At 70.6% G+C, this 16,652-nt stretch carries 15 protein-coding genes and 1 pseudogene; 10 read left to right on the top strand and 6 right to left on the bottom strand.

Going from position 1 to position 16,652, the window contains the following annotated elements; translation table 11 throughout:
• Positions 1-6: 6 nt before the first annotated feature.
• The gene (locus CLV67_RS16220; RefSeq protein WP_106319042.1) at positions 7-1,491 is read left to right on the top strand and encodes an MFS transporter; all 1,485 of its coding nucleotides are present in this window, start codon (positions 7-9) and stop codon (positions 1,489-1,491) included.
• 15 nt (positions 1,492-1,506) lie between these two features.
• On the opposite strand, the gene CLV67_RS16215 is transcribed toward CLV67_RS16220, so the two are convergent.
• Positions 1,507-2,127, bottom strand: coding sequence for a maleylpyruvate isomerase family mycothiol-dependent enzyme (locus tag CLV67_RS16215; protein ID WP_106319040.1), 621 nt, complete (start codon positions 2,125-2,127; stop codon positions 1,507-1,509).
• Between the two features lie 39 nt (positions 2,128-2,166).
• On the opposite strand from CLV67_RS16215, the gene CLV67_RS16210 reads away from it, so the two are divergent.
• On the top strand, positions 2,167-2,679 hold the full coding sequence (locus CLV67_RS16210) for a GrpB family protein (RefSeq protein ID WP_203736973.1): 513 nt from the start codon (positions 2,167-2,169) through the stop codon (positions 2,677-2,679).
• A gap of 509 nt (positions 2,680-3,188) precedes the next feature.
• On the opposite strand, the gene CLV67_RS16205 is transcribed toward CLV67_RS16210, so the two are convergent.
• The 3 genes from CLV67_RS16205 to CLV67_RS16195 form a co-directional block, all read right to left on the bottom strand.
• The gene (locus tag CLV67_RS16205; RefSeq protein ID WP_106319038.1) at positions 3,189-3,491 is read right to left on the bottom strand and encodes an antibiotic biosynthesis monooxygenase family protein; all 303 of its coding nucleotides are present in this window, start codon (positions 3,489-3,491) and stop codon (positions 3,189-3,191) included.
• A gap of 116 nt (positions 3,492-3,607) precedes the next feature.
• A complete protein-coding gene (locus CLV67_RS16200; protein ID WP_146169176.1) occupies positions 3,608-4,255 on the bottom strand; it encodes a hypothetical protein in 648 nt (215 codons plus the stop codon).
• 213 nt (positions 4,256-4,468) lie between these two features.
• Entirely contained in the window at positions 4,469-5,782 is a 1,314-nt protein-coding gene (locus CLV67_RS16195) for a LysM peptidoglycan-binding domain-containing protein (protein WP_106319034.1), read from the bottom strand.
• Between the two features lie 226 nt (positions 5,783-6,008).
• On the opposite strand from CLV67_RS16195, the gene CLV67_RS16190 reads away from it, so the two are divergent.
• The 7 genes from CLV67_RS16190 (at position 6,009) to CLV67_RS16160 (ending at position 14,224) form a co-directional block, all read left to right on the top strand.
• Entirely contained in the window at positions 6,009-6,308 is a 300-nt protein-coding gene (locus tag CLV67_RS16190; protein ID WP_106319032.1) for a WXG100 family type VII secretion target, read from the top strand.
• Positions 6,309-6,384: 76 nt separating this feature from the next.
• Entirely contained in the window at positions 6,385-10,755 is a 4,371-nt protein-coding gene (locus CLV67_RS16185; RefSeq protein ID WP_106319030.1) for an FtsK/SpoIIIE domain-containing protein, read from the top strand.
• Complete coding sequence (locus tag CLV67_RS16180) at positions 10,755-11,039, top strand: hypothetical protein (protein WP_106319028.1); 285 nt, start codon at positions 10,755-10,757, stop codon at positions 11,037-11,039. The genes CLV67_RS16185 and CLV67_RS16180 overlap by 1 nt, the downstream gene beginning before the upstream one ends.
• Positions 11,036-12,430 carry a hypothetical protein gene (locus CLV67_RS16175; RefSeq protein WP_106319026.1) on the top strand — a complete coding sequence of 465 codons (1,395 nt, stop codon included), beginning with the start codon at positions 11,036-11,038 and terminating at the stop codon, positions 12,428-12,430. Before CLV67_RS16180 ends, CLV67_RS16175 begins: the two co-directional genes overlap by 4 nt.
• A complete protein-coding gene (locus CLV67_RS16170) occupies positions 12,420-13,136 on the top strand; it encodes a hypothetical protein (protein ID WP_146169174.1) in 717 nt (238 codons plus the stop codon). Before CLV67_RS16175 ends, CLV67_RS16170 begins: the two co-directional genes overlap by 11 nt.
• On the top strand, positions 13,133-13,801 hold the full coding sequence (locus CLV67_RS16165) for a hypothetical protein (protein WP_106319022.1): 669 nt from the start codon (positions 13,133-13,135) through the stop codon (positions 13,799-13,801). The genes CLV67_RS16170 and CLV67_RS16165 overlap by 4 nt, the downstream gene beginning before the upstream one ends.
• Before the next feature lie 93 nt (positions 13,802-13,894).
• Entirely contained in the window at positions 13,895-14,224 is a 330-nt protein-coding gene (locus CLV67_RS16160) for an STAS domain-containing protein (protein ID WP_106319020.1), read from the top strand.
• A 381-nt stretch (positions 14,225-14,605) separates the two neighbouring features.
• Here CLV67_RS16160 and CLV67_RS16155 read toward each other — a convergent pair whose 3' ends face one another.
• Positions 14,606-15,064 (bottom strand): hypothetical protein, encoded by a 459-nt coding sequence (locus CLV67_RS16155; RefSeq protein ID WP_106319018.1) that lies wholly within the window; start codon positions 15,062-15,064, stop codon positions 14,606-14,608.
• Between the two features lie 58 nt (positions 15,065-15,122).
• Positions 15,123-15,350: pseudogene (locus CLV67_RS53370) on the bottom strand (sensor domain-containing protein); the annotation flags it as partial.
• Positions 15,351-15,425: 75 nt separating this feature from the next.
• On the opposite strand from CLV67_RS53370, the gene CLV67_RS16145 reads away from it, so the two are divergent.
• Positions 15,426-16,643 carry an MFS transporter gene (locus tag CLV67_RS16145; protein ID WP_203736974.1) on the top strand — a complete coding sequence of 406 codons (1,218 nt, stop codon included), beginning with the start codon at positions 15,426-15,428 and terminating at the stop codon, positions 16,641-16,643.
• Positions 16,644-16,652 lie beyond the last annotated feature (9 nt).

The following is a 16,652-nucleotide window of genomic DNA, read 5'->3' as shown; positions in this document are numbered from 1 at the left end:
CGGTGCATGGATCTCCAGGCGGGCGCGCCGCTGCGTTACCGGTCGGCGGCCGGCCGCTGGGTGCTGCTGGCCACCGTGCTCGGCTCCAGCCTCGCCTTCATCGACGCCACCGTCGTCAACATCGCGCTGCCCACGATCGGCCGCGACCTCGACGCGGACGCGGCCGGCCTGCAGTGGACGGTCAACGGCTACGCCCTGAGCCTGGCCTCGCTCATCCTGCTCGGCGGTTCGCTCGGCGACCGGTTCGGCCGCCGGCGGGTCTTCCTCACCGGCGTGGCCTGGTTCGCCGTCGCCTCCCTGCTGTGCGGCCTGGCGCCGACCGTCGAGCTGCTGGTCGCCGCCCGGATCCTGCAGGGCATCGGCGGCGCGCTGCTCACGCCCGGCGCCCTGGCGATCCTGGAGGCGTCGTTCGCTCACGAGGACCGGTCACGGGCGATCGGCGCCTGGTCCGGGCTGGCCGGCATCGGGGGAGCGCTCGGCCCGTTCCTGGGCGGCTGGCTGGTCGAGATCGGCAACTGGCGGTACATCTTCCTGATCAACGTGCCGGTGGCGGTGCTCGTGCTCCTGGTCGCGGCCCGGCACGTGCCGGAGTCACGCAACCCGTCCGCGGCCCGCGCCTTCGACACGATCGGCCTGGTCACCGGTGCTGTCGGGCTGGGTGGGCTGACGTACGGCTTCACCGCCTGGCCGGAGGCCGGACCGGGTGACCCCGCCGTGCTGGCCGCCCTGGCTCTCGGAGTGACGGGCCTGGCCGCGTTCGTGGTCGCCGAGCGCCGCTCCGCCCACCCGATGGTGCCGCCGGCGATCTTCCGGTCGACGGCGTTCAGCGGCGCCAACGTGGTCACCTTCCTGGTCTACGCCGCGAACGGCGGGGTGTTCTTCCTGGTGGTGGTCAACCTGCAGGTGGTCGCCGGCTTCTCCCCGCTGGCCGGCGGTGTCGCCCTGCTGCCGGTGACGGTGCTGATGCTGCTGTTGTCGGCCCGCGCGGGCGCCCTCGCACAGCGGATCGGCCCGCGCCTGCCGATGACCGCTGGCCCGCTGATCTGCGCGGCGGCGCTGGTCTGGCTCAGCATGGTCGGGCCGGGCGCCTCCTACTGGGCCGACGTGCTGCCACCCGTGATCATTTTCGGCCTGGGCCTGGCGCTGCAGGTTGCGCCGCTGACCGCGACCGCGCTCGGCGCGCTCGACGACGCGTACGCCGGAGTCGCCTCAGGCGTCAACAACGCGGTGGCGCGGGCCGCCGGTCTGCTGTCGGTGGCCGTGCTTCCGCTGGTCGCGGGCCTGGGGGCGGGCAACCTGACCGACCCGGTCACGCTGCAGCCGGTCTATCACACCACGATGCTGGTGTGCGCCGGGCTGATGACCTGCGGCGGCATCGTGGCCTGGCTGCTGATCCCGAACCGGCTGACCGCACACGAGCCGGCCCCGAGCTTCTGCGACCCGTGCAGTCCGCCGATGATCAAGCGCGGCGAGGAGAGCAGACCCGGCTGACGCCTCGCCGGACGGTCAGACGCGGCTGACGGCCGGGACCCCGTCGCCGGACAGCTCGGTCAATGCGGCGGAGCGGCCGGTCAGGGCCAGCATCACCGCCTCGGCGCTGCCTCGGACCAGCGGGCCCCGCCCCCACGACCAGTCCAGGTCGGTGGTCTCGAACCGTAAACCCTTGGGCAGATGCTTCGGTACGAAACCGACAGCGCGCCCGCCCACCAGGAAGTCCAGTGACACGCGCAGCCGGTCGGGCCGCAGATCGTGCGGCAGTCCCAGCGGCCGCCGGATGTCCTGCCCGTGCACCTGCAGGTCGGTGAGCTGCCCGGGATAGCCGACGATCGGCGGCTTGAACGGGTTCTCCGCATGCTCGCGCAGCAGCGCGGCGAGCTCACCGGCGGGCCGCTCGGCCATCCGGCCGGCCAGGAGCGCGTTGGCCCGGTGAATCCGGAAACCGCTGCGGACCAGCAGGAGCAGGGTCGTCGACGTGGGCGCCGCGACGGCGGCGACCAGGTGACCGACCACCTCCTTGACACTCCATGCACCGCACAGGCTCGGTGTGTCCAGCTGCCCGGCGTCGAGCGAGTCGACGAGATCGGCCATCCGGCGGCGCTCGTCGGCGATCATCCCCGTGACGTCCACGCCGGTACGCTATCCCACCGCCGATGCCACGATGAGCCGGTGACCAAAGTCGATGTGGTGCCGTACGACCCGGCCTGGCCCGGCATGGCCGCCGGCGCCGTCGCGCTACTGAGGCTCGTGCTGGGCGGCTCCGTGGCGGCGATCGAACACATTGGATCGACGGCCGTCCCGGGCCTCGCGGCGAAGCCGACGATCGATCTGATGGCGGCCACCGACCGCCTGGACCGGGTCGGCGGGCATGCGGACGTGCTGGAACCGCTCCGGTATCACCGTCATGTCAACGCCATGGCCGACCGGCTGCTCTTCGTGCGCTGGGTGGACAGGGTACGCAGCCACATCCTGCATGTGGTCACGCTCGACACCTGGCCGACCCGCAACCAGCGGATCCTCCGCGACCACCTGCGCGAGCATCCGGAGGAGGCAGACCGCTACGGCCGGCTGAAACTGGAGCTGGCAGCCGCGGGCGTCCACTCGCGTGACCATGCGCGAGCGAAGGCCGCCCTCCTTCAGGAGCTGACCGACCGGGCCCGAGCGGCCCGGGGGTTGCCGTAGCGGACGCGGGGTTACGTTGACATTCGTCGCGGCCGAGAATCGGACGCTGATACGGATGGCCGCCACAAGCAGGTCACCGCTCTCGGTCGCGTGGTGACCTGCGGTGCGCTCGCGGGCGTGGCTCTCCACGTGGTCGGGGTGGGCGGCGTGTGTGGTGATCTGCGGTCCGTCTGTGGGCGTGGGTCTCCACGTGGTCGGGGTGGGTGGCGTGTGTGGTGACTTGCGGTGCGCCTGTGGGCGTGGGTCTCCACGTGGTCGGGGTGGGCGCCGTGTGTGGTGATCTGCGGTCCGTCTGTGGGCGTGGCTCTCCACGTGGTCGGGGGCGGCGCCGTGTGTGGTGACTTGCGGTGCGCCTGTGGGCGTATGTCACCACGTAGTCGGGGGTAGCGGCGTGTGTGGTGTGACCTACGCCTGCGGGCGTAGGTCGCCACGCAGCGGACGTAGGGCACCCGAAATGCGAAAGTCGAGTCCGCGGACGTCGGCCTTGCCGGGGACCAACCCGGGTCTCTCTAGAATTGCCCGGGCCCCTCGATCTTGCGGTAGAAGGTGATCTCCGGCGGGCCCTGGGCGCCGGCCGCCTCCATGATCCGGTGCACGTCCGGCTGACTGTCGAAGAACCTCTGGAAGCTCGCCTCGTCCGGCCATTCGTCGACCACGAGGATCTCGCCGTCGCCGGCCGCGAACGTGTGCCGGACACCGCCGAGTTCCCGGCCCGCGGCCGCGAGACCGTCCATCAGTTCGGGGTTGGCGTTGGCGAACCGTTCGAGGGCTTCCGGGTCGCCTTTCAACCGCAGCACCAGGATCACCGACACGACGACCTCCGAGGCTTCGAGGGGACCGAGCCTGTTCAGAATCGGTCCCTTTCGAAGCCATGGGGAGACGCTGCCCCGGAGTTCACCATCGTGAGTGACGCGATTCCGCCGACCGTTCAGCCGGGCGGATGGTCGTTCGGAGCGCGGGTGCCGTCGCAGTCGCCGATGCCACCGAGGCAGACGAAGTCGGGAATGCTGGGAACCCCGGCGGCCGGGGGTGTGAGCGCCGACGTGTCGATCACGGCGGCGATGGAGCCGCTGTTGTCCACGATGTGGCCGCTGTAGGCGTCCGCGTTCTTGTTGAGCCAGAGCCGTCCGGAGTTCTGGACCGTCGTGGCGAAGTTCGAGCCGACGAAGAAGACCTTCCACGCCTCCGGAAGGACCGCGTGCGACGTGTAGCTGCCCGGGGCGGGCGGCGCGTTGCCGATGTAGCCGTCGAGTGCGCCCCATCCGGAGGTCATCGTTGTCGCGCAGACCGCGCAGACGCCGATGTCCTCGAGGTTGAGGAAGTTGTCGGGCCAGTGCTTGGGGGAACCGTCCGGGCCGGAGGTGGCGTTGCCGTCGGTCCAGGTGCCCCACGCGCTGATCCGTAGGGAGCCGCCGGTCACCACGTCGATACCGGTGTCCACCCATCTGCCGTCGGCCGGAACGATCACCTGACCGGCCGACCCCGACGCTCTGACCGCGGCGCCAGGAACGATCGAGGCCCCGGCCAGAAGCATCACCGTGGCGATTCGGCCCCATTGTCGTCTAACGGTCGTCATGGCCGCCTCCGTGTGTTTCACCAGCAAGCCAGGTCGATACCAGACTATTCCGTATTCGTCCTGGTCAAGCGGGAATCGGGATGCGCCGCCGCGATCGGGAACCACCGCCCGGAGATCGGCAACCACCACCCGGGTGCCGGGGAGCGCCGCCCGGGGAGAGGGAAGCGATGAGACGGCCTCCGGCAGGTGCTCCGGAGGCCGTCCGCCCTACGACTACACGCGCAGCCCGGCCAGCTTGGGCACGAGGCTCGTCTCGACGGCGCCGGTCGCGGCGATCGAGAGCCGCCACTGCGCCTCGTCGGCCTGGATCACGACCGCCGACCACACCCGCTGCGGGTGTTGGAGCAGCGCGTTGACCAGCGCCAGATCATGCCCGCGGGGTGTGCCGGCGAGCAGCAGGACACCGCCCGGCGAGGTCTCCGCGACCCGGGCCGCGTCGGTGACGGTCGTGGCGTCGACGCCGGTGAACCGCTCTCCGGCCTCGTGGTCGAACCCGACCCGGATCACCCGGATGTTCGCCGCCCACGGGCTTCGGGTCAGCCGGACGGACCAGGCCCGGGCCAGGTCGTGTGCACGGTCCCGGTCGCCGTCGAGGCTGATCACCCCGCCGGACTGGGCCAGGTTCAGCAGTACCTGACCGGATTCGGTCAGACCCAGCGGTACGAGCCGCGGGAACGGCTCCGGCAGCGCGTTGTCCACGGTCGCGCGCTGCACCTCGCTGACGGTGGCCGACCAGGTCCGGCCGTCGTCGCCGACCGTCCATCCGATCGGCGCGGCCTCGTCCGGAGTGGCCAGTCGCAGGGTCACGGTCTCCGGTCCGAGTACCAGCGCGACCGTCTCCGGCGCCTCGCGGCCCTGCTGCACGCAGGCGGTGGCCAGGGCCCGTGCCGCCCGGTCGACGGTCCACGCGTCGGAGTCGTTCATGACCGGTGGCGGCACGATCGCGGTCTTGGCCCGCTTGCGGCGCAGCACCAGAAGCCCGAACCACGCGCCGGCGGCGAGGAGCGCCACCCCCAGCACACCGGCCACGATGATCAGCCAAGAGCTGCCGCCACTGGTGCCTGCCGGCGCGGCGGCGGGGGGCGTGGTGGCCGCGGTCGTGGCCGCCGGCGCGGTGGCCGCGGGAGCGGAGGAGGCGGAGGAAGCGGCGGGCTCCGGGTGGAACGGCAGGACGCCGGTCTTCACCTCCTTGCCCTTGGCGTCGGCGGGCAGCCGCAGAACCCAGCCCGGCTCGATCACCTCGGGGTTGGCGACCTGCTGCCCTCCGGGCTCCCAGCGGCCCTTGTTGAGTTCGAAGATCTCCATGGCGCGGTCGCCGTTGCCGAGGAACCGCTCGGCGATCTCGTAGAGGTATTCCGGTTCGCCGTTGTAACTGTCAGTGACGATGTAGTACGGCGCGGACTGCCCCTGATCGGACGGGGCGGGCAGCGGATCCGCGTGGGCCGCTCCACTGAACAGGACGGCGGCGGTGAGTCCGGCCATCGCCCACCCCAGGACGGCGAGAGCCGGTCGGCCCAGCCATTTCATCGTGTTCTCCTCGAACCTCGGCGCGGATCAATCATCGATGCGAGCCACTGGAGTCGTGCGACGGGTGGCCCATGATCGCCGAATCTTAGGGCTTCGCCTCGGAGGAGATCGTCCGGAGTGTCCAAACCTACATAGACAAGATCGCACGATCGCCCTAGTTTGATCGCGTTGCTGATCGTCGGGCTGGTGCGCGCCATCACCCGGCACCACTGTGGAGGGACCACCGATGGCGAATCTGAACATCACCTACGCCGAGATGTCGGACAGCGCGACCCGCATGCGCAACAACAAGAACGACATCGACGCGCGCCTGACCGAGTGCAAGTCCATCGTGGACAACCTCACTGCCTCGGGTTTCGTCACCGACCAGGCGTCCGGGAAGTTCGACGAGGTACACACCGAGTTCGTGACGTCGGCGAACCAGGTGATGGAGACCCTCGAGCAGCTCTCGTCGTGGCTGGACAAGACCGTGGACGCGATGCGTGACATGGACACCCAGCTCGCCAACTCGCTCAACAATCGCTGAGAGTAACCAAGTCGCCGCGCCGGTCGCAGGACCGGCGCGGCGCTCTGCCGTCATGAGGGAGAGGTAGAGCAGCAACGTGCGGGCGCTGATCACACTGGAGCATCCGTCGGCCTGGTCGGTCGACGTGCTGGTGGACGCCGAACCGACCACGCCGGTCCGGGACGTCGTCAAGGCTCTCCTGGACGGTCTCGACCCGTCGTACCTGGCGCGGACCCCGGCCGTCGACGACGACCGGGTCTTCCGTGACGGGCGACAGCTCGACCTCGACCTGCCGCTGGCCGACAGCGGCATCCACGACGGCACGGTGCTGTCACTGCACCAGCCGGGTTCGGCGCCGTCGGCCATCAACGGCCTGGTCACGCTGCGGGCGGTGGCGGGGTCGGGTGCGGGCCGGATCTGGAACCTCGGTGCCGGCGAGCACCGGCTCGGGTCGGCGCCGGGCAGCCCCGTGCAGCTGGAGCCCGACCAGCCTCCGGTCGCCGCGACGATCCTGGTCTCGATCGACGCGGCCGTGCGGATCCGCGGCGCCGCGGAGGGCGTACGGCTGGATCGTGAGGCTCTTGATGGTGAAACGCCCTGGCCGGTGACCGCGCAGCTGCAGGTGGGGCAGACCCTGTTCGAGGCGCATCCGGTGCTTCGCCCGGACGCGATGGTCGAGCCGTCCCCGGACAACGAGTACCTGGACTACAACCGTCCGCCACGGCTGCTGCCGCCGCAGCGTCCCGGGATCTTCCGCATGCCGGCCGAGCCGAAGACTCCGGACGGCAACCCGATGCCCTGGGTGGCGGCGGCTCTGCCGGCCGTGTTCGGTGTCGTCATGTCGGTGGCCCTGCGTAACCCGTTGTACCTGATGATGGCCGCTATGTCGCCGATCATGGTGGTCGCGAACTGGATCACCGGACGCCGCCAGGGCAAGAAGAGTCACCGGTCGAAGGTCGGCGAGTACAAGGTCCGCCGCGACAAGGTCGAGGCCGACATCGTCGCCGCGGTCGAGCTGGAGCGCCGCGACCGCCGTACCGCCAGTCCCGATCCGGCCGAACTGCTGGTCATCGCCATGGGACCGCGCGCCCGGCTCTGGGAACGCCGTCGCACCGACCCCGATCATCTGGTGGTCCGGGTCGGCACCGCCGACCTGCGCGGCGACGTGACCGTCGAGCTCGAGGGCGAGAACCCGCCGCGTCGTGAGTCCCGGCAGGTCGACGATGTGCCGGTCGCGTTCTCCATCGCGCACGCCGGGGTGGTCGGCGTGGCCGGCCGCGACGACTGGCCGCGCCGGGTGGCCCGCTGGATGACCGGCCAGCTCGCCGTCCTGCAGAGCCCCCGTGACGTGCAGCTCTACATCCTCACCGACCCGGCGGGCGGTTCGCTCTGGGACTGGGCGGCCTGGCTGCCGCACACCCGCCCGCTGCTCGGGCAGAGCACGCTCACCCTGCTCGGCACCGACGCCGAGACGATCGCCCGCCGCGTCGCCGAGCTGATCGAGCTGATCGAGGGCCGCCGTCAGGCGCGGCTCAACGCCGGCGCCAACGCGGTGATCTCCGATCCGGACATCGTGGTGGTCCTCGACGGCGCCCGCCGGCTGCGCGCACTGCCCGGCGTCGTCAACATCCTGCTGTCCGGTCCGGCCGTCGGTGTCTACTCCATCTGCGTGGACAGCGACCAGCGCACTCTGCCGGAGGAGTGCACCACCGTGGTCGCCGGTGGTGCGGGGCTGCCGACGACCCTGCACCAGCAGCGCGCTGCCCGGATCGACGACGTGCGGGTCGACGAGGTCGTCGACGAGTGGTACGCCACCACGGGCCGCAGGCTCGCCCCGATCCGTGACGTCAGCGACAACCAGGGCGACGCCGCCCTGCCGGCCGCGGCCCGGCTGCTGGAGGTGCTCAAGCTCGAGGAGCCGTCCCCGGCCGCGATCGGCGCTCGCTGGTCGGCGTCCGGCCGCAACACCCGGGCGGTGATCGGCTACACGCTCGACGGGCCGTTCGCGCTCGACCTGGTCCACCACGGCCCGCACGGCCTGATCGCGGGCACCACCGGCTCCGGCAAGTCCGAGTTCCTGCAGACGCTGGTGGCGTCGCTGGCCGTGGCGAACCGGCCGGACGCGATGAACTTCGTGCTCGTCGACTACAAGGGCGGCGCGGCCTTCAAGGACTGCGTCGACCTGCCGCACACCGTCGGCATGGTCACCGACCTCGACTCGCACCTGGTCGAGCGGGCCCTCACGTCGCTCGGCGCCGAGCTGACCCACCGCGAGCACCTGCTCGCCGCGGCCGGTGCCAAGGACATCGAGGACTACATCGACTTCTCGGTACGGCGGCCGGGGCTCGCCCCGATCCCGCGTCTGCTGATCGTGATCGACGAGTTCGCGTCGATGGCCCGTGAGCTGCCCGACTTCGTCACCGGCCTGGTCAACATCGCCCAGCGGGGCCGGTCGCTCGGCATCCACCTGATCCTGGCGACCCAGCGACCGTCCGGTGTGGTGTCGGCGGAGATCCGTGCCAACACCAACCTGCGGGTCGCGCTGCGGGTCACGGACGCGGGGGAGAGCACCGACGTCATCGACGCACGCGACGCGGCCACCATCTCGGCGTCGACCCCGGGACGCGCGTACGCCCGGCTCGGCCACAGCTCGCTCATCCCGTTCCAGGCCGGACGGGTCGGCGGGCGGCGTCCCGGCCGGCCGGACCGGACGGCGGTCGTCGCGCCGTTCCTCTACCCGGTCGACTGGCAGCACCTGGGCCGTCCGGTGCCGCAGCGCCCGCGTGGCGTCACCGAGACCGAGGAGGCCACCGACCTGTCGGTGCTGGTCTCGGCGATCCGGCTGGCCAGCGACATGGCGAACTTCCCACGGCAGCGCCGTCCGTGGCTGCCGCCGCTGCCGACCACCCACGTGGCCGGGCTGAGCACGGACGCCGCCGCCTCCGGCGAGCCCGTCTTCGCCTGGGCGGTGCAGGATCTGCCCCGCAGCCAGCGGCAGGAACCGATGCTGATCGACCTGTCCACGTTCGGTCATCTGCACATCGCCGGGGCACCGAGATCGGGAAGATCACAGGCCTTGCGTACGATCGCCGCCGCAGCCGCGAGCGCGTCGGCCGTACCCGATCTCCATCTCTATGGTCTTGATTGTGGAAACGGCGCGCTGCTCCCGATGGTGAAGCTGCCGCACTGCGGCGCGGTCGTGCAGCGCTCCGACACCGAACGGGCCGTGCGCCTGCTGAACCGCCTCCAGCAGGAGGTGCAGCGCCGCCAGCGACTGCTCGGCGAGGGCGGGTTCGCCGACCTGACCGAGCAGCGGGCCGCGAGCGCGCCCGCGGACCGGCTGCCGCACATCCTGCTGCTGCTCGACCGCTGGGAGGGGTTCATGGGAACCCTCAGCGAACACGACGGCGGCGCACTCACCGACCTCGTGTACACGCTGCTGCGCGAGGGCGCCAGCGCGGGCGTCCACCTGATCATCACGGGTGACCATTCGCTGCTCAGCGGGCGGATCAGCTCGCTCACCGAGGAGAAGGTGGTGCTGCGGCTCTCCGATCGGGCCGACGCGAGCATGGCGGGACTGAACCCGCGCAAGATCCCGGAGAACATGCCGCCCGGCCGCGGCTACCGCGCGGTCAGCTCCGTCGAGCTGCAGGTCGCCCTGCTCGACGCGGACCCGTCCGGTCCGTCCCAGGTCGCCGCCATGCACGCGCTGGCCGCCCGGCTCGTCGAACGTGAGGCGGCGGTGCCGCGCGAACAGCGTCCCAGCCGGATCGCCGTGATGCCGACCCAGCTCACGTTCGACCAGGTGTGGGAGAGCCTGCCCACTCCGGCACCGGGCTGGGCACTGATCGGCGTCGGCGGCGACGAGCTCGAGCCGATCGGCATGGACCTGGTCAACGACCTGCCGACCTTCCTGATCGCGGGCCCGTCCCGCTCCGGGCGCAGCACCGCGCTCGCGGTGATGGCCGAGTCGCTGCTGCGTGGTGGCGCGGAGATCGTGATCGGAGCGCCGCTGCGGTCGCCGCTGCGCGACTTCGCGGGCCGGCCCGGCGTCCGGGGCGTGATCACCGATGAGAACCCGCGCGACCCCGACTTCGCCGAGCTCATCGAGCCCGGCGACGGCCCGGTGGTGCTGCTGATCGACGACGCCGAGAGCTGGCGCGACATGCTGGCCCGCGACTACGTGCGCCAGCTGGTCCGGCAGGCGTCCGGCTCGAAGCGGGCCGTCGTCATCGCCGGGGAGATCTCCTCGGTGGCGATGGGCTTCTCCGGCTGGCAGGTCGAGGTCAAGAAGAACCGCCGTGGCATCCTGCTGTCCCCGCCCACGCTGAGCGCCGGCGACCTGGTCGGCGTCCGGCTCTCCCGGGCGCACCTGGCCGAGCGTGTCGTGCCCGGCGCGGCCCGCGCCCACCTCGGCGACGGCTCCCTGCAGTCGCTCCAGATCCCCCTGCTGAAACCGGAGACCTGATGGCCGACCTCGTAGTCCAGGACCTCGGCGAGCTGGTCAACGATCTCAATGCGCTGGTCAGCGCGTTCGAGGGCGCCAACCACCTCCAGAACACCGACAAGGGCCACTGGGGACAGGGCAACGCCAACTCGTCGATGGGCGACTTCGCCGACAACTGGAAGATCCACCGCGGAAAGATGGTCGAGGCGATGAAGAAGTTCGCGAAGACGGTCGAGGAGGTCAACGAGGCGTGGGCCAAGGCCGATCAGCAGCTTCGTGACTCCCTCGAGGGGAACGGCCAGTGAGCGACGACGCACGCCTCGGCACCCTGAACAAGGCGTCGGTGGACCGCATCCAGCAGGCCCAGCGCGACTACCAGAACATCGCCACGACCCTCAACGACACGATCGCCAAACTGGCCAAGATCGTCGAGGCCGGGGCGGAGAGCCTGCAGGGCGCCTACGTCGAGCCGCTCAAGAAGGACGCTCAATCGATCAAAGACGATTTGAGCAAGGCGGCTGTACGTTATGACGACTGCGCTTCGGAGATCAGTAAGTACATCCCTGAACTCGAAGAGGCGAAGCGCGAGACCGCTGCGGCACTGTCCGCGGAGGAGTCCGCGAAGTCGGCGGTGAGCTCGGCGAACGCCCGTCCGGACGGGCAGAAGGGTCCGGACGGTGTGCTCCCGCCCGAGGAGCAGCAGAAGGACACCGACAAGCAGCGCGCCCAGGAGGAGGCCGGCTCCCAGCTGACCGCCGCGAAGAACAAGCTCACGGCGGCCCTGGACGCGCTCGACGTGGCCGGCAAGCGGCTGGGTGACGCGGTGAGCGCACGCCGGTACGACGACGGTCTGACCGACACCTGGAAGGACAAGGTCAACGCGTTCTTCGCCGAGATCAGCAAGATCTTCGCGATCATCGGCATGGTGCTGGCCGTACTCTGCCTGATCTTCCCGGGTGTGAATCTTTTGATCTTGGGAACCGTGGTCGCCGGTGTGATCACGCTGATAGCCGACAGCGTGCTCTTAGCCGGCGGCGAGGGCAGTGTCCTGGACGTCGTGCTCGGCGCCGTCGGACTCGGCCTCGCCGGAGTGGGCGCCGCGATCTCGCTGTTCGGCAAGAACCTGGCGAACTCGGCGCGGACCCTCAACAACATCACCGGCGAGATGAACGCCGTCCCCGGCCGCCCGCCGCGGCTCAACCTGACCGGTGACTGGAACGGCCGTCCCATCCAGCTGGACGACCTCGGCCCCGGGGCGGTCCGTCCCGGCGGCGGGAACGTCACCGTCACGCAGCAGTTCGGGCCCGGCGACTTCCACGTCCCGACGAACCCGGCCAGCGGCTGGCAGAACACCTCCGACTGGTTCAACCTGCCCGGCATCAACAACCTGCTCGGCCGGTTCGGGCAGATCACACCGGAGATCGGCTTCTTCCAGTCGACCGTGATCCAGAGCCGGGCGGCGTTCGGCATGTGGGGCAACCTGTTCCGCAACCCCGGCCAGTTCGCCCGCGAGTGGTCCGGCGTCATCGGCGGCATGGACGGCTTCCGCGGCCTGTCCAGTGTCATGAACGCCGTCGGCGGCAGCATCAGCCCGTACTGGTTCGTCTTCGGTGGTTTCAACGCCCTGTTCACCTTCGGGCCGGGCCTGATCTACTCCGGCGGCCGCCTCGAGGAGTGGATCCCCGATGTCAACTGACGCCGATCTCGTGACTCTCACCGACATCCCGTTCTACTGGGAGTTCGTGCCCCTGGCCGCCGAGGGTGCCGAACAACGCTTCACCGAGCACATGGTCGAGTTCTTCGGCAAATGGGCCGGCCGCACCCTGGACACCGCGCGGACCGCCTGGACCGCGGGGGAGTTCCCCTTCACCGCCGAGGCCGTCGGCCGGGAGACCGCCCGAGTGCTGATCGAGAAGGCCGACGACCTGCCCGGCTACGCCCGGCTGGCGTGGGGCACCGCCTTCCACGACGGCCAGGTCCGCTGGGCGCCGATCCCGCTGGTCGCCGAGTTCCACCGGCCGCGCGCCGACGACCCGGAATACCTGATGGAGGTCGTCGGCGCACACGGGCTGCCCGAGGACGCCCGTGAGCCGGTGCTGCACTACGTCAGCGTTCCCGGCGCTGACGGCGTCCGGGTGTTCGCCGTCGGCCGCACACCGCACGGCACGGCGTACGGGCGCGTCGACGCCGCCATGCGCCTCGACAGCGGGCTCGACGTCGTTCTGCGTACCCGCGTCTTCGAGATGCCGCAGATGGCCGTGATCGGCGCCGGCGTCGAACAGCTGATGACCACGATCGCCGCCGACGGTGTCACGCTCCCCGCCGATGGCGTCACGTTCCCCGCCGCCGGTGTCACGTTTCCCACCGCCGGCGTCACGCTTCCGGAAGAGGCTGACCAGTGATCGACTTCGAGCTGATCGTTCCCGACGGCTGGGCGCACATCCCCACCACGCCGGAGTCGGCCCGGCTCCGGTCGCGGACCATCGACGCCCTGATCAAGTCACGGCTGCCGGACTCGCTGCCACGGGACAAGGCGGCCCCGTTCCGCAAGATGCTGCGTACCGAACTCACCAACGCGACCGATGACGCGGCCCGTGGCGGGGCCCGAGCCGTGCTGCTGCCGCTGACCGAGTATCACAACGGCTGGCGGGTGCCCGGCTCCCTGCTCCTGACGGTCATCGAGGAACCCGACGACGCGCCGGACCCACAGGCGCTGCTCGGTTCGCTGCTCGCCGACGCCGGCCCGAACGGCAACCGCCTGGAGATCGGCGGCGGCCCGGCGGCGCGTATCACCGAGGTGGTCGCCAGCGACGCGGTGGGCCGCAAGCCGCCGTCGCTGAAGGTCAGTTACTACATCGCGCATCCGGAGGTGGCGGGTGTCTGGGCCCTGCTCACCTACACCGTCCTCACCGACGGCGACCTGGAGAGCGAGGTGCTGAACGCGGTCTGCCTGCTCTTCGACACGGTCGTCGCGACGCTGCGCTGGACCGACCGCATCGACGTGCCGACCGAGGACGAGCTGATCGACCTGCTGGACGCCGCGGACGCCGCCGTGACCTCGCCGTGATGAGGTGAACTCTTCCTGTGGACCCTCGACCGGGCCTGGGCAAGGTTCTACTGTTGACGGCTCGGAGAACACGGGGTTACGGAAGGTCGTTCGATGGCCGTCGCAACGGTGGACGTCAATACGAGTCCTGATGGAACGCTCGTCATCCAGCTGCACGGCACCCTCGACGCGGAGGCCGCGGTCGGGCTCCGCTGCACCCTGGTCGAGGCCATCCGCCGCACCCGGCCGCTGCGCCTCGTCATGGACCTGGCCAAAGTCGAGGAGCTCGACCCGATCAGCCTGGGGACCCTCGCGGCCGCCTGCGGACTCGGCGACGATCATCAGGTCGCGGTCTTCCTCGACCATTCACCGGCGACGATCGCCGCATCGCTCACCGCGGCCGGAATCCCACCTCACCGTCTCCGCCACATCGCCGCCCGATAGTCGAGTGACAGACGTCTCTTCCTGCTGCATCGTGATCGTTTCTGCCGAGCTCACGGCCGATGTATGACGTTCCCACTTCATCGAACTGAGCCGGTACTGCACCGTCCGTTCATCTTGCTGCCCTACGCTCGCAACCGGTTGTAAAGGCGTCGGCCACGGACAGTGCCGCGTCGCAACCGATGACGAGATCACGATTCGTTCACCCGGGGCGCTCCATGCACAGTGATGTTCTCAACCTGATCGACGCCCACCTCGCAGAGCTGCAGGCACTACGGCGCGACCTCACCTCGACCCGCCAGATCCGCCCCGGAGCGCGACTCGACGCCGCTTCGGCCACCCTGCAGTCGACGAGGCACTTCGCCTCCGAACTGAGCCTCATCCTCACTCGGCCAGCAGCTCCTCCAGGCGTTCCAGACCACCCCTGATCAGCCGGCCGTAGTCGTCGTCGCCGAGCACACCGATCCCGGCTCTCGCCTCCCGCAGATGCTCGCGTGCCAGATCGAGATCCCCGAGCCGGCGATAGCACTCGCTCAGGTTGAGATGCAGCGACGGATACAACCCGGCCAGCGACAGCGGCACCCCCGCGGCCGCCACCCGATCATCGGTCAGCCGGCCCGCCGCCGTCAGCGCCCGCAGGTCCCAGACGAGTTCCTCCCGTATGTCGTCCTGAACATCCGCCATCGAGTGCGCAAGGACGCAGACGTGCAGCGGGTCGCCCTGCTCGCCGCCGATCTCGGCCCAGACCCGTGCGAACAGCAGGCGGGCCGCTTCCCGGTCGCCCCGCTGGTGGTGCAGCTCCACACCGTGACCGATGCGAGCCATGACGTCGTCCGCGTTCATGGCGGCCTCCTCGAAGTGGGTTCACGACCGCAGGAAGGTCAAGACTGCCAGCACCCACCGCCAGCAGGTCGATCGGCCAGAGCGCGATCATCAGCAGGGCGGCGAAGCCCAGCGAACGCCACGTACCGCCTTCGGTGTAGCGCGTGCGAAGCCATGAGACCAGACCGGGATCCGGCGGGACGCGGTGATCGTGGTGCCCTGGCCTGCCGTGCTGGTGACCTCGGTGGCCTGCGCCGTCGTCGCGCTCGTCGCGTCGATCGGAGCACTCCGCCTGGCTCGGCGTCACGCGTGATGAGATCAACGGGATTCGCCGGCCGGCGTACCGAGGAAGGGACGGGTCCTGGACATGCGAAGTGACCGGATGCGCTGGCTGGTTCTGATCGTCGGGATGCTGGCGATGATCGCGGGCAGCACGTCGCAGTACGGCCTGGCCTACCTGATCCCCGCGTTCCGCGACGAGGGGCTCTCCCTGGAACAGGCCGGTCTTCTGGTCGCCTGCCCCACGGCCGGCGTGATGCTCACCCTGATCGCGTGGGGCGCCGCGGCCGACCGGTGGGGTGAGCGCGTCGTGCTGTCCACCGGCCTCGGGCTTGCCGGACTCTTCCTGCTCGCCGCCCGGTGGGCGCCCGGCACCGCCAGCCTGGCCGTGCTGCTGGCGCTGTCGGGCGCGGCCGGTGCCTCGGTGCTGGCGAGCGGCCGGCTGATCCTCGGCTGGTTCGCCCGCCACGAGCGGGCGCTGGCGATGGGAATCCGGCAGAGCGCCCAGCCGATGGGCCTCGCCCTGGCCGCGGCCACCCTGCCCGCCCTAGCCTCCGGCGGCACCGGCGTGCCCCTGCTGTTCCTCTCCGCCTTGTTCCTGGCCGCGGCTACGGCAGCGTTCCTGCTGGTCCGCGATCCGGCCCCGGTCCCATCCGCCGCGACCGCCGAGAAGGCCACCGGTCCCGCGTCGGGCGTCGGGGCGCCCTATCGCACGCCCGTCCTGTGGCGTGTTCATGCCGCGAGCGCGCTCCTGGTCGTTCCGCAGTTCACGATCACCACCTTTGCGCTGGTGTTCCTCACCGACGCTCGCGGCTGGAGCGCTCTGGCCGCCGGACATCTGCTGGCCGGGGCGCAGGTGTGCGGCGCTTTCAGCCGTCTTGCGGCCGGCTACTGGTCCGACCGCACCGGAAGCCGGCTACGTCCGATGCGGATCATCGCGGTGACCACCGGCGCGGGGATGCTGGTCCTGGCCGCTGCGGCCGCGGCCGGGTCCAGCGTTGCCGTTCCCGTCCTGCTGTTCCTCGGCGTGGTGGCGGTGAGCAGCAACGGCCTGTCCTTCACCGCCGTCGCCGAATACGCGGGATCCGCGTGGGCCGGTCGCGCCCTCGGCATCCAGACCACGGGCCAGAACGTGATGACCGCCGCCACCCCACCGGTCATCGCCATGGCGATCGGGGCGGTCAGTTTCGCGCCGAGCTTCGCCGTGGTGGCGGTGTTCCCCCTGATCGCGGCCTTGCTCGTGCCGGTGGCGGCGGAGGAGGGGATGGCCGCCGGGGAAAGCGAACCGGCCGGGACGGCCCCAGCGAGCGGGCGGCATTGACCCGTGTCG

This window comes from Actinoplanes italicus, assembly GCF_003001815.1.
GTDB classification, from domain to species: domain Bacteria; phylum Actinomycetota; class Actinomycetes; order Mycobacteriales; family Micromonosporaceae; genus Actinoplanes; species Actinoplanes italicus.
The sequence above is the reverse complement of the archived record's forward strand: the minus strand, read 5'-3'. Positions and strand labels throughout refer to the sequence as shown.

Bases quoted from the DNA above. Each gene is read 5' to 3' on its own strand.
- CLV67_RS16145 (WP_203736974.1), top strand. From the start codon at position 15,426: ATGCGCTGGCTGGTTCTGATCGTCGGGATGCTGGCGATGATCGCGGGC.
- CLV67_RS16160 (WP_106319020.1), top strand. From the start codon at position 13,895: ATGGCCGTCGCAACGGTGGACGTCAATACGAGTCCTGATGGAACGCTC.
- CLV67_RS16195 (WP_106319034.1), bottom strand. From the start codon at position 5,782: ATGAAATGGCTGGGCCGACCGGCTCTCGCCGTCCTGGGGTGGGCGATG.
- CLV67_RS16170 (WP_146169174.1), top strand. From the start codon at position 12,420: ATGTCAACTGACGCCGATCTCGTGACTCTCACCGACATCCCGTTCTAC.
- CLV67_RS16180 (WP_106319028.1), top strand. From the start codon at position 10,755: ATGGCCGACCTCGTAGTCCAGGACCTCGGCGAGCTGGTCAACGATCTC.
- CLV67_RS16220 (WP_106319042.1), top strand. From the start codon at position 7: ATGGATCTCCAGGCGGGCGCGCCGCTGCGTTACCGGTCGGCGGCCGGC.
- CLV67_RS16155 (WP_106319018.1), bottom strand. From the start codon at position 15,064: ATGAACGCGGACGACGTCATGGCTCGCATCGGTCACGGTGTGGAGCTG.
- CLV67_RS16200 (WP_146169176.1), bottom strand. From the start codon at position 4,255: ATGACGACCGTTAGACGACAATGGGGCCGAATCGCCACGGTGATGCTT.
- CLV67_RS16190 (WP_106319032.1), top strand. From the start codon at position 6,009: ATGGCGAATCTGAACATCACCTACGCCGAGATGTCGGACAGCGCGACC.